At 71.3% G+C, this 12,565-nt stretch carries 7 protein-coding genes; 2 read left to right on the top strand and 5 right to left on the bottom strand.

Annotation, left to right across the window (positions count from 1 at the left end; all coding sequences use genetic code 11):
- The 3 genes from F9C41_RS40245 to F9C41_RS40235 all read right to left on the bottom strand — a co-directional run.
- Positions 1 to 2,036 (bottom strand): ThuA domain-containing protein (locus F9C41_RS40245; protein ID WP_196280168.1); only part of this gene is annotated, 2,036 nt, incomplete at its 3' end.
- A 123-nt stretch (positions 2,037 to 2,159) separates the two neighbouring features.
- Positions 2,160 to 4,997 carry a PQQ-dependent sugar dehydrogenase gene (locus F9C41_RS40240; protein WP_155392111.1) on the bottom strand — a complete coding sequence of 946 codons (2,838 nt, stop codon included), beginning with the start codon at positions 4,995 to 4,997 and terminating at the stop codon, positions 2,160 to 2,162.
- 238 nt (positions 4,998 to 5,235) lie between these two features.
- Positions 5,236 to 5,922: a hypothetical protein gene (locus F9C41_RS40235; RefSeq protein WP_155392110.1), complete on the bottom strand. Its 687-nt coding sequence runs from the start codon at positions 5,920 to 5,922 to the stop codon at positions 5,236 to 5,238.
- An 86-nt stretch (positions 5,923 to 6,008) separates the two neighbouring features.
- Here F9C41_RS40235 and F9C41_RS40230 point away from each other — a divergent pair, with 86 nt between their 5' ends.
- Positions 6,009 to 6,527, top strand: a complete 519-nt coding sequence (locus tag F9C41_RS40230) for a hypothetical protein (RefSeq protein ID WP_155392109.1) — start codon at positions 6,009 to 6,011, stop codon at positions 6,525 to 6,527.
- Between the two features lie 93 nt (positions 6,528 to 6,620).
- Here F9C41_RS40230 and F9C41_RS41720 read toward each other — a convergent pair whose 3' ends face one another.
- Positions 6,621 to 9,860 (bottom strand): AfsR/SARP family transcriptional regulator, encoded by a 3,240-nt coding sequence (locus F9C41_RS41720; RefSeq protein WP_155392108.1) that lies wholly within the window; start codon positions 9,858 to 9,860, stop codon positions 6,621 to 6,623.
- Positions 9,861 to 9,999: 139 nt separating this feature from the next.
- On the opposite strand from F9C41_RS41720, the gene F9C41_RS40220 reads away from it, so the two are divergent.
- Positions 10,000 to 10,509 (top strand): hypothetical protein, encoded by a 510-nt coding sequence (locus F9C41_RS40220; RefSeq protein WP_155392107.1) that lies wholly within the window; start codon positions 10,000 to 10,002, stop codon positions 10,507 to 10,509.
- 79 nt (positions 10,510 to 10,588) lie between these two features.
- Here the strand turns inward: F9C41_RS40220 and F9C41_RS40215 are convergent, their stop codons facing one another.
- The gene (locus F9C41_RS40215; protein ID WP_155392106.1) at positions 10,589 to 12,466 is read right to left on the bottom strand and encodes an ABC transporter ATP-binding protein; all 1,878 of its coding nucleotides are present in this window, start codon (positions 12,464 to 12,466) and stop codon (positions 10,589 to 10,591) included.
- Between the last annotated feature and the right edge of the window lie 99 nt (positions 12,467 to 12,565).

The following is a 12,565-nucleotide window of genomic DNA, read 5'->3' as shown; positions in this document are numbered from 1 at the left end:
GGCAGGGTCCACTTCTGGTTGGCCGCGCCCGCGGTGCACGTCCACAGGTGGACGATGGTGCTGTCGGCGGAGTTGCTGCCCGACACGTCCAGGCACTTGCCCGACTGCGGGTTGCGCAGGGTCTGGTCCGAGGACTGGTAGGTCCAGTTCTGCGCGCCCGAGCCGTTGCAGGTCCACAGCTGGATCTTGGTGCCGTTGGCGCTGCCGCCGCCGGAGATGTCCAGGCACTTGCCCAATGCCCGCAGCGTCTGCCCGTTCACGGTCCAGGTCTGGGCCGTGGAGCTGTTGCAGGTGTAGATCTGGATCTGCGTGCCGTCGGCGGTGCCGCTGCTGCGCACGTCCAGGCACTTGCCGGCCAGGCCCTTGATCGGCCCGACGCCCGGCGTGGCCGTCTTCACGAAGGTGAAGTCGTCGACGTCGAACAGGCCGGTCCCGGTCCCGGTGAACGTCAGGTACACGTTCTGGTTGCCCGCGGGCACCCCGGTCAGCGTGGTCTGCACGTTGGCGTACGTGCTCCAGCCGCCCGTGTTGGGGACCGCCACCGTGCCGAGGATCGGCCCGGTCGTGGACCCGGTGCGCACCTGGATGCCGCCGCCCGCGCCGCCGGACACGACGCGCGCCCGGAACGTGGTCGCACCGCCGACGTTCACGCCGTTGTACGCCGCCCAGTCGCCCGGCTCGATGTAGCCCAGCGTCTGGCCGTTGTTCGCGCCCGCCTTGGTGAACGCCTGCACGCCGCTCTGGCTGCTGAACGACTCGGCCTGCACGGTCACGTCGCCGATCGGCGTCGTGCCGAGCTCCTTGATCCGGATGTTGCGGAACGCGGCGGTGTCGCCCGCGCCGTGGTTCTGGATGCCGATGTGGCCGGCCAGGCTGCGGACCGGGTTGGTGTTGGTGAAGTCGTTGATCAGCACGCCGTTGAGGTAGATGCGCAGGCGCTCGCCCTCGACCAGCAGCTCGTAGGTGTTCCACTCGCCCGCGGCGTTGAGCGCCGCGTCACGGGCCGCGATGTTGGCCGACTGGAACGTGTACACCGAGCCGGTGGTGCGGTCGGCGGCGTCGGTGGCGTCGATCTGGATCTCGTAGCCGTTGTTGACCGCCGACCACGGGTCGGTCGACGGCGGGAAGCCGATGAACACGCCCGAGTTCGAGTCGCCGGTGAGCTTCCAGTCCAGCTTCAGCGAATACGAGGTGTACTGCTTGGCGCTGTACCAGTACAGGCCCATGCCGCCGACCGTGGTCAGGGTGGCGTCGGAGTTGGTCAGGCTGCCCGGCCCGGCCTGCGACCAGCCCGTGGTCGAGCCGTTGAAGATCGGCGAGTAGCCGGTCTCGGGGCGGCAGTCGGCCTTGCTGCGCCCGGACGCGTACCGGATGCCGCCGAGCAGGTGGTTGCGGAAGTTCGCCTCGCTGTAGGAGGCCTGGGTGTGGCCGCCGCCGGTGTAGAAGGAGCGGCCGCCGTCGTACGCCTTGCACCAGGCGTGCGGGTGGTCGGCGCCCATGCCGCCTCCGCTGTACGACGACTCGTCCAGGGTGGCCAGCACCTTCGCGGTGGACCGGGCGTTGGTCTGGTAGTTGTACCACTCGTCGGTGCGGGTCCAGGTCTGCGGCAGGTGCCCGGTCGCGGCGTGACCGCGGTCCTCGACCTTGACGTTGGCCTGCTGGATCGCCGGGTGCGAGGCGAACCACGCGCCGACCAGGTTGCCGTACCAGGGCCACGAGTACTCGGTGTCGGACGCGGCGTGCACGCCGACGTAGCCCTTGCCGGAGCGGATGTAGTTCTCGAACGCCGTCTGCTGGGTGGCGTCGAGCACGTCGCCGGTGGTGTTGAGGAAGACCACGGCCTCGTACTGGGCCAGGTTGCTCGCGTTGAACTGGGACGCGTCCTCGGTGGCGGTGACGGTGAAGTTGTTGGCCGCGCCCAGGTCCCGGATGGCCTGGGTGCCCACGGCGATGGAGTCGTGCCGGAAGCCGGCGGTCTTGGAGAAGACCAGCACGTCGTACGGGGCGTCGGCGGCCGTCGCCGGGGTGGCGGTCATGGCCACCACGGTCAGCGCGGCGGCTGCCAGGCCGAGCACGGGTCGGAGGATACGCACGGTGGTGCTCCTTTCACGGACGGGAACGGTCCGGGCGGGCGGGGCTGCCCGCCCGGACCGGGTCGATCAGGGCAGGGTCCACTTCTGGTTCGCGGCGTTCGCGGTGCACGTCCACAGGTGGACGATGGTGCTGTCGGCGGAGTTGTTGCCCGACACGTCCAGGCACTTGGCCGTCTGCGGGTTGCGCAGCGTCTGGTCGGACGCCTGGTAGGTCCAGTTCTGCGCGCCCGAGCCGTTGCAGGTGTACAGCTGGATCTTGGTGCCGTCGGCGCTGGCGCCGCCGGCGATGTCCAGACACTTGCCGAATGCCCGCAGGGTCTGGCCGTTACGCGTCCAGGTCTGCGAACCGGTGCCGTTGCAGGTGTAGATCTGGATCTGCGTGCCGTCGGCCGTGGCCCCGCTGCGCACGTCCAGGCACTTGCCCGCCAGGCCCCTGACCGGGCCTACGCCCGCGGCCGTGGTGAACGTGAACGAGTCCAGGTCGAACAGCGCCCCGGTGCCGCCGCTGAAGGTCAGGAACAGCGGGCTGGTGGTGTTCGGCGGGTTGGTGATCGTGCCGGTCACCGTCGCGAAGGTCTCCCAGCCGCCGGTCACCGGGACGGTGGCCGAGCCGAGTACGGTGCCGGTGGCCGACCCGGCCCGGATCTGCAGCGTGCCACCCACCCCGCCGGAGGACACCCGGGCGGTGAAGCCGGTCGCGTTGCTCAGCCGGTACGGCGTGAACGAGATCCAGTCCCCGTTGTTGATGTCACCGACGGTCTTGCCGCCCTCGGCGGTCGCCTTGGTGAACGTGTTGACGCCCGACGAGGTGCCGAAGTGCTCGGCCTGCCGGTGCCGCGGCTGCAGCGTGTGCTGCGTGTGCGTGGTCAGGCCCTGGTTGTCGGTGTACTCCGCGTCGAAGATCGCGAAGATGTTCGCGGCGTCGTCGTGCTCGCCGTCGACCGGGATGGTGATCGTGCCCGAGCAGCCGGTCTTCGAGGTGATCTGGTGCCCGTGCTGGTCGTGGCCGAGCACGTAGGTCAGCTTGACCCGCGCGCAGTCGATGGTGCCGTCACCGGCGTCGGTCACCGTCAGCGAGTAGCTGACCGTGTCCCCGAAGGCGAACAGCTGCCCGTTGCCGGGGCTGTTGATGGTCACCGCGGGCGGGGTGTTGCCGACCGTGACGACGACCGAGTCGCCGCCGGTCGCGCCCTGCGGGTCGCGCACCGTCAGCGTCGCGGTGTACGTGCCGTTGGTCGTGTAGGTCTTGCTCGGGTTGGCGGCCGTGGAGGTGGTGCCGTCGCCGAACGCCCACGAGTAGGTCAGCGCGCCGCCCTCCGGATCGGACGAACCGGCCGAGGAGAACTGCACCACCAGCGGGGCCGCGCCCGACGTCGGCGTCGCGGTCGCGTTGGCGATCGGAGCGCGGTTACCGGTGCCGATGTACTCGAAGCGGTACAGCGCCGAGTTGGCGTCGCCGTTGAAGTAGCCGGTGCCGTAGTCGAGCACGTACAGCGCGCCGTCCGGGCCGAACGCGGAGTCCATGACCTGCTTGCCGGTCCACGGGAACGCGTCGATCGTGCCACGCGAGCCGTCGGCGTTGACGTGGATCGGCTTGATCCAGCCGCGGCCGAACTCGGTGGCGAAGAACTGCCCGTCCATGTCCTGCGGGAACTTCACGGTCGAGGTCGACGAGGCGTTGTACCGGTAGACCGGGCCGCCCATCGGGGACTCGGAGCCGCCGCCGAACTCGGTCGGCGTGCCGCTGTCACCGCCGTACTTGATCCAGGCCGCACGGGCCGGGGGCAGGGTGGACAGGCCCGTGTTGCGGAACGAGTTGTTCGTCGGGCCGCCGGTGCAGTTGAACTTCGGCCCGGTGGACGCGGTCGCGAAGTTCCACTCGTTGTAGGTCTCGGTGCTGGTGTTGGCACCGGTGCAGTACGGCCAGCCGTAGTTGCCCGCCGACGTGATCCGGTTGAACTCGACCTGCCCGCTCGGACCCCGGTTGGCGTTGGTGGTGCCCGCGTCCGGGCCGTAGTCGCCGACGTACACGACGCCGGTAGCCTTGTCGACACTCATCCGGAACGGGTTGCGGAAGCCCATCGCGTAGATCTCGGCGCGGGTCTGCGCCGTGCCGGGCGCGAACAGGTTGCCCGACGGGATCGAGTACGTCCCATTGGCGTTGACCTTGATGCGCAGGATCTTGCCGCGCAGGTCGTTGGTGTTGCCCGCGGAGCGCTGCGCGTCGTAGGCCGGGTTGCGGTCGGTGCGCTCGTCGAGCGGCGCGTAGCCGTCGGACGAGAACGGGTTCGAGTCGTCACCGGTGGACAGGTAGAGGTTGCCCGCGGCGTCGAAGTCGATGTCACCGCCGACGTGGCAGCACAGGCCCCGGTCGGCGGGCACGTCCAGCACGTTGACCTGGCTGCCCATGTTCACCGTGAAGTCGGCGTTGAGGGTGAACCGGGCCAGCCGGTTGACGCCCTGCCACTGCGTCCAGCTCGTGCCCGTCGCGGGCGCGTCGCCCGTCGGGGTGGACAGCGGCGGGGCGAAGTAGAGGTAGATGTAGCGGTTCGTGGCGAACCCTGGGTCGACGCCGACGCCCTGCAGACCCTCCTCGTCGTGCTGGTACACGGGGATGGTGCCGACGACGGAGGTGGTTCCGGCCGCCGAGGTGCGGCGCAGGGTGCCGTTACGGGCGGTGTGCAGCACAGACAGGTCCGGCAGCACGGCCAGCGACATCGGCTCGCCCATCTCGGCGACGCCGCGGGCCATCTCGATCTGCTGGAACTTGGTCGGGTCGATGGTGTGCGCGGCCGCGGGGACGGTCGTGGTGGCCACCGCCGTCAGGGCCGAGCCGGTCATCAGCAGCGCGGCCGCGACCGCACGCCATAGAGTGATGTGCCTACGTGGATGTCTTATGGACATGACCGTCCAACCCTTCCTGACTGGGGGTATGCCAGGCAGGGCGCGCGCCGTCGCGCCTGATGCCGGGGTGGGCTTGGGGGGTAACCGCGCCGCCGGTTACATCGACGAAACATTGTGGAGCCGTGACGGACACACTAGGGACTTTTCATCGAGGTGTCCATACTTTCCAATGCGTCAACGCAAAGTTTTGTCGCCACGATCGAAAGTGGAGTGACGGGCCTGGTCGGAGGCCCGCGCATCACGGCAGACGCAGACGTGCCACCAGCCCGGTCGCGACCCCCGCCGCCGCGAGCAGATATCCGGCGACCGGAACCCACGCGAACATCTTCAGCTCGAACATGCTGCCCGGGTCGATCCGCAGGGACAGCAGGACGAAGGTGTGCAGCGCCGCCGTGGTGACCAGGAATACCAGCGCGAACCCGTGGTGCACCCGCACCGCGCCGGCCGCCAGCGCGATCACGTCGGCCAGCACGACCACAGCGACCACCACCATGATCGTGCCGACCAGGGCGAAGTCGTAGTCGTCGCGGGACGACTGCGGGTCCGCCGAGGCGAACAGGCCCCACGCGGCCGCGGCGAGCAGCAGCACGGCGAGCAGCGCGAACGACGCGGCCGCGATCCGGCCGCTCCGCGAACGGGAGCCGGTGGTCAGGCTCAGCAGCGCCGACACCCCCAGGAAAACGAACGTGCCCATCGAGACGTAGTACAGCGCCAGCGAGGGCGAGCCGTCGAAGTCGTAGGTGTGGGCGTTGAGGTAACCGATCACCTCGTACCCGAGCAGCGCCTGCCCGTCTCCCACCGCCCACGGCAGCACGTACAGGCCCACCCCGGCCAGCATCAGCCCGAGCAGCGTCGACGCCGTCGCGGCCAGTCGCAGCAGGAGATCCGTGCCGGAGGTCGCGGAGGGGGCCGCCGTCGAGGTCATGCGACGACCCTAACGCCGCCGCCGTTCTCGGATGGTCCAGATCGGACCATGGTTTCAGCACCGGGTGCGGACGGGTACCAGCAGACATGAATCGCAACCTGATCCGGGCGCTGCTGTACGCCTGGGAACGGCCGGAGTTCCGGGCCGGCCTGCAGCACCTGATCGACCTGGACCAGGTGACCGCGCTGCTGGCCGCGCTGTCCACCGAGGACCGGGATCACGAGCAGGAACGCCGCGCCCTGGACCTGCTCCGCTCCGCGCTGGACTCCCCCGAGATCCGCCGTGCGGTTCTGCTGCTCGTCGAGTCCGACGACATTCGCCTCCAGCTCGCCGCCGCCGTCGCCGAAGGCCTGCCCGACCGCCCCGCGCTCGCCATCGCTATCGCCTCGGCCCTCAACGACCCCCGCGTCCGCGCCCAGCTCCACGACGCCCTGGAAACCCCGCAGGTCCGCGACCTGCTCCTGTGCGCGGCCGAGGACGGTGCCCGGGACCGCCGCTGGTCCCTGGCCCGGCAGCTGCTCGTCCTACTGGCCCGCCACCGCACCGCTCGCCGCCTGGCCTGGTCCCTGCACCGCCACGGCCTCCTCCGCGCCCTCCGCGAATGAAGGAAGGGCACCTCCACATCACCATGCGTTGTAGAAGGTGCCCTTCCCAACATCGAAGGATCGGCGGCGCAGGTCAGGTGGCACCCGGTGCGGTCAGGGTGCGGGCGGGACGGCGGCGAGCGCGGCCAACAGGTCCGAGGCCGCGGCCACGCCCGGACGGTGTCCGGTCTCGCGCAGCAGGGCAAGCGCCTGCTCGCCGAGCGTGCGCGCGTCCCCCGGCCGGGAGGCCGCCACCGCCCGGGCGAGTTCCACCGTCGCCAGGCCTTCGACCATGCGATAGCCCGCGCCCCGCGCCGCGGTCAGGGCCCGGGTGGCGAGTTCGTACGCCTCGTCGTGAGCGCCCTGCCCGCTCAGCACACCCGCCTCGCCGACCTGCGCGAGAGCCTCCGCGTACCGGCGGCCCGCCGCGCGGGACAACGTCGCCGCGGCCTGGTACATCTCCAGCGCCACGCCACGCGAGCCGCGGCGGTGGTGGATGTCGGCGAGCGTGGTCAGCGTGTTGGCCTCCACCCGGCGGTCACCGCAGTCACGGGTCAGGGCCAGGGCGGACTCGGCGCGCCGCTGCGCCCCCGCGAGGTCGCCGCCGGACGCCTCCACGGCGGCCAGGCAGCGCAAGGTGTCGGCCTCGCCCGCGCGATCGCTGATCTCGCGGTGCACCACCAGCGCTGCACCGAGGTGGTCCGGCGCCGCCGCGTCGCCGAGCCAGTGGCCGACCTCGCCGAGATTGGTCAGGCACACCGCCTCACCGCTGCGCGACGACAGCTGCCGGTAGAGCAGCAGCGCCTGCCCGTACATGTCATGGGCCGCCCGGAGCCGGCCGAGCTCACCGTGGATCAGGGCCAGGTTGCCGAGGTTGACGGCCTGTCCGGCGAGACGACCCAGCCGGGTGTTGAGGCTCAGGCTGCGGGCGATGTGGTCGGCGGCCTGCCGCAGGTCGCCACGCAGCCGGTGTACCCCGCCGAGGTTGCCGACGACCGTCGCCTCGCCCTCGGTCCAGCCGCATCGCTCGCACAGGTCCAATGCCCGGGTGTAGGCGTCGACGGCGTCGTCGTGTGCGCCCTGCCGCCAGCGCAGGTCGGCGATGCTGAGGTACACGGCCGCCTGGGCCTGGTCGTCGCCGTCGGCCTGGGCGGCCCGCAGCGCCGCGGCCGTGCAGACGTCCCATTCGGGCGCGAGCATGCGCAGGAAGAAGTATCCGCGCAGCATGTCGGCCAGAAGGTAGACGTCGGCCCGGCTCTGCGGCAGCGGGACCGCGGTGATCACGGCGGTCAGGTTGGGCAGTTCCCGGTCCAGCCAGGCCGAGGCCCGCCCATGGTCGTCGAAGGTCTCCGCCGCGACGTCGACCGCGGGCGTCCAGGGCAGGCGCAGCAGGTGCGGGTAGATCACCCGAGCGGCTCCGTCGGCACTGTGCAGGTAGTAGCGGTGCAGCCGCGCGGTCGCCTGCCGGAGCGCCGCCGGGTCGTCCTGCTCGCGGGTGAGGTCGCCGGCATACTGCCGCAGCAGGTCGTGGAAGGCGAAGCAGCCGTCGGCCGGCTCGGTCAGCAGGTGCGCCTCCGCCAGCGCGCGCAGCACGGTCCCGGCCCGTGCCGCGCTGGTCTGCGCCAGGGCGCCCGCGGCAGCCGCGGTGAAGTGGGGTCCCGGGACCAGGCTCAGCAGCCGGAAGAGCTGCCGGCAGTCCGGCGCGAGGGCGACATAGGACAGGTCGAAGGTCGCCCGTAGCGCCGTTTCGTCGTCCTCGGGCACCGCGAGCTGCGCGAGCCGCCGGTCGCCGTCCAGTTCGGCCACGTACGAGTCCACCGAACGCTGCTGGTGGGTCCGCAGGTTGGCCGCGGCGATGCGCAGTGCCAGCGGCAGTCCGGCGCACAGCCGGGCCAACCGGCGTACGGCCTCGGGCTCGGCGCGCAGCCGCTCGGCGCCGATGGTGTGGGCGATCACCGCCTCGGACTCGGCGGGCGTGAGCACGTCGAGCGTGCACGGGTGGGCGCCGTCGCGGGCAACCAGCCCGGTGAGGCGGCTCCGGCTGGTCACCAGGACCATGCCCCCGCCGGGCAGCAGCGGGCGGACCTGCTCCGCGGTGCGGGCGTTGTCCAGCACCACGAGCAGGCTGCGCGTCGCCGTGGCGGTGCGGTAGAGATCCACGGCGTGCTCCTGCCGCGCGGGGATCTGCTCAGCGGGCACCCCCAGCGCGAGCAGCAGCCGGGACAGCGCCTCGGTCAGGGTGAGCGGGGCGTCGACCGCATGGCCGCGCAGGTCCAGGAAGAGCTGCCCGTCGGGGAAGCTCTTCGCGGCACGGTAGGCCCAGTGCACGGCGAGCGCGGTCTTGCCCATGCCCGCGCCACCGGTGATCACCGCGATCGGCGTCGTACCCGGGTCGGCCATCGGGTCGGGTCGCAGCTCGTCGAGCTGCCGCAGGTAGCCGTCGCGGCCGACGAACCCCGGCGGGTCCGGCGGGAGCAGCCGCGGCGGGGTGCGGGCCGGTCCGGTCTCGGGGCGTACGGCCGTCGGCGGCGCGGCGGCGATCGACACCGGGGTGAAGGCCGGCCAGGCGGGCGCGGCGGTCCACCAATCACCGGTGCTCATGGCGCCGTCCAGGCCGGCGTCCTCCCGCAGCATCGCATCGTGCAGTGCCCGCAGCGACCTGCTCGGATCCAGGCCCTGCTGCTCCGCGAGCAGCAGCCGCAGGCGGTGGAAGTTCTGCAGCGCCTCCGGCTGCCGGCCGCTGCGGTACAGCGCGAGCATGAGCCGGCCGTGCAGCCGTTCCCGCAGCGGATGCTGATCGGCGAGGTGCCCGAACTCGATCAGCACGCTCTCGTGGCGGCCGAGGACCAGCTCGCATTCCAGGACGTCCTCGATCGCGGTGAGCCGCTGCTCCTCCAGCCGGGCACGCGCCCCTTCGACGAACGCACCGGACGCGCCGCCCAGCGGCGGGCCGCTCCACACCCGCAGCGCCGCCCGCAGCGCACCGACGGCCTCGACGGTCCGCCCGTCGGCCGCCGCGGACCGGCCCTGCTGCCACTGCCGCTGGAAGTCGGCCAGGTCGAGTTCGTCGGCGCTCACCTGCACGGCGTAGCCGCTGAGGTCACCGTGCAGCGCGTGCTCCGCACCGAACTCGCGCAGCCCGGCCCGGATCGCGTGGATCGCCGAGTGGATCTGCTTGCGGGCGGTCGGCGGCGCGGCGCCGCCCCACATCGCCTCCGTGATCTGGGCGACGGTGACGGTCCGGTTGGCGTTCAGCAGCAGCAGCGCCAGCAGTCCGCGCCGTTGCGAGCGCGCCAGCGGGACCGCGTCGCCACCGCGCACGACCGCGACCGGGCCCAGGACCGAGAAGCGCACGTCACACCACCAGCCTGTGGGGACATCCCGCTACATCATGCGGCCCGGTGCGCCGGTTGTATATCCAACGTGGACCGTTTGTGTGAGCGTTCACCCCGAGTCTGGACAGGACGCTTCCGAACCAGGCTTGGAGGATCACTTGCAACGGCACCTTCGCACGGCGCTCGCCACGCTGCTGCTCGTCGTGGCGGCCCTGTTCGCCACGCCGTCGTCGGCACAGGCGGCCTGCTGGAACTACGGCTGCAACGGCTACTACCACGATCAGGTGGGATGCAACGACGCATACCGCAAGTCGCCGATCCTGAGGGGCTGGCTCGGCTCCCAGACCGAGTGGTGGCTGGAGATCAAGTACAGCCCCTCCTGCGGTGCCGCGTTCGCGTACCTGCACAACCACACCGAGTACACGGGCAACGAGTTCCGCACCGAATGCCGGGCGCAGGTGTGGACCCAGGACATCAACACCGGCGCGCCGTACGGGGGCTACTACACCGAGCCGGTGGAGACCCCGGTCTACAACTTCGCGTACACCCGCATGTCAGCTGACGCCGGCGCCTACGCCAAGGCGTACGCGAACGTGGTGTGCAACATCGTCGACCACGGCGTGAGTTCGGGCTGGGTCTACGCGGTGGACCCGATCCGCGAGAACTGAACCGGGGCGCGGGCCGGGCTCGCCCTCGGGGGCGGCGAGCCCGGCCCGCGGTGCGACCGCGCGGCCGGGCCCGTCCCGCTTACACCTTGCTGCCGACCGGCTGGTCGAACTGGGTGCGGTACAGCTCGGCGTAGCGGCCGTCACGGGCCAGCAGATCGGGGTGCGTGCCCCGCTCCACGACCCGCCCAGCCTCGATCACCAGGATCTGGTCCGCCTGGCGGACCGTGGACAGCCGGTGCGCGATGACGACCGAGGTGCGCCCGGCCAGGGCCTCGCCGAGCGCCTCCTGCACCGCCGCCTCCGACGTCGAGTCCAGGTGCGCCGTCGCCTCGTCGAGCACCACCACCCGCGGCCTGGCCAGCAGCACCCGGGCGATGGTCAGCCGCTGCCGCTCGCCGCCGGACAGGCGGTAGCCGCGCTCGCCGACGACCGTGTCCAGGCCGTCGGGCAACTCCTCGATCAGGTCGGCCAGCCGGGCCCGGCGCAGCGCGTCCCACAGCTCCTCGTCGGTGGCCTCCGGGCGGGCCAGCAGCAGGTTGGCCCGCACCGACTCGTGGAACAGGTGGCCGTCCTGGGTGACCATGCCCAGCGTCTGCCGGATCGTCTTGGCGTCCAGGTCGCGTACGTCGACGCCCGCCAGCCGGACCGTGCCGCCGTCGGTGTCGTACAGCCTCGGCAGCAGCTGCGCGATGGTGGACTTGCCCGCCCCGGACGAGCCGACCAGCGCGACGAGCTGCCCCGGCTCTGCGGTGAACGACACGTCGTGCAGCACCTGCGCGCCACCACGCGTATCGAGCACCGCGACCTCCTCCAGCGAGGCCAGCGACACCTTGTCCGCCGACGGGTAACCGAAGTCGACGCCGTCGAACTGCACAGACACCGGACCCTCGGGCAGCCGCTTCGGCTGCTCGGGCTCGGTGATCAGCGGCTTGAGGTCCAGGATCTCGAACACCCGCTCGAAGCTGACCAGGGCGCTCATCACCTCGACCCGCGCACTGGCCAGCGAGGTCAGCGGGGCGTAGAGGCGGGCCAGCAGCAGGGCCAGCGTCACTACCGTGCCCTCGTCCAGCGTGCCGCGCAGCGCGAACACCCCGCCCAGGCCGTAGACCAGGGCCAAGGCGAGTGCGGAGACCAGCATCAGGGCGGTCACGAAGACCCACTGCACCATCGCGGTACGCACACCGATGTCGCGTACCCGCCGGGCCCGCGCGGCGAACTCGGCCGACTCGCGTTCCGGCTGCCCGAACAGCTTGATCAGGGTCGCCCCGGGCGCGGAGAAGCGCTCGGTCATGTTCGTGCTCATGGTGGCGTTGTGCTCGGCGGCTTCACGCTCCAGCTTGGCCAGTTTGTTGCCCATCCGGCGGGCGGGCAGCACGAACACCGGCAGCAGCACCAGCGCCAGCAGCGTGATCTGCCAGGACAGCTGGATCATGACGACCAGCGTCAGCACCAGCATGACCACGTTGGCCACCACCCCGGACAGCGTGTCGCTGAACGCCCGCTGCGCGCCGATCACGTCGTTGTTCAGGCGGCTCACCAGCGCACCGGTGCGGGTCCGGGTGAAGAACGCGACCGGCATCCGCTGCACGTGGTCGAACACGGCGGTGCGCAGGTCGAGGATCAGCCCCTCCCCGATCGTCGCCGACAGCCAGCGCGTGGCCAGGCTAAGCCCCGCTTCGGCCAGCGCCAGCCCGGCGATGATCACCGCCAGCCAGATCACGGCCGACTCCGGCCCGCCGCGGGTGATGGTGTCGATCACCCGGCCCGCCAGGATCGGCGTGGCCACCGCGAGCACCGCGCCGACCACGCTCAGCGCGAGGAAGGCCAGCAGCTGCCGCCGGTGCGGCCCGGCGAAGCCGAGGATGCGCTTCAGTGTCACGCGCGAGAACGGACGGCGCTCGTCCTGGGCGTTCATGGCGTGGTAGAGGGAGTTCCACGCCGCCATTTCCATGCTCATCGAGCTTTGCCTTCCCGTACGGACCGGTGCGGGCGGGGCAGGCCCGCCGCCGTCACCGTAGAACCTCAAGCGAGGTTGACGTCAACCCGACGTCTACCG

Origin of the sequence: Catellatospora paridis (assembly GCF_009720365.1) — a bacterium.
GTDB classification, from domain to species: domain Bacteria; phylum Actinomycetota; class Actinomycetes; order Mycobacteriales; family Micromonosporaceae; genus Catellatospora; species Catellatospora paridis.
Note: the sequence above shows the minus strand (reverse complement) of the source record. Positions and strands in the feature narration are given on the sequence as shown.

What these genes read in the sequence shown, in the direction of transcription:
- F9C41_RS40240 (WP_155392111.1), bottom strand. Translation starts at nt 4,997, where the DNA reads ATGTCCATAAGACATCCACGTAGGCACATCACTCTATGGCGTGCGGTC.
- F9C41_RS40235 (WP_155392110.1), bottom strand. Translation starts at nt 5,922, where the DNA reads ATGACCTCGACGGCGGCCCCCTCCGCGACCTCCGGCACGGATCTCCTG.
- F9C41_RS40230 (WP_155392109.1), top strand. Translation starts at nt 6,009, where the DNA reads ATGAATCGCAACCTGATCCGGGCGCTGCTGTACGCCTGGGAACGGCCG.
- F9C41_RS40215 (WP_155392106.1), bottom strand. Translation starts at nt 12,466, where the DNA reads ATGAGCATGGAAATGGCGGCGTGGAACTCCCTCTACCACGCCATGAAC.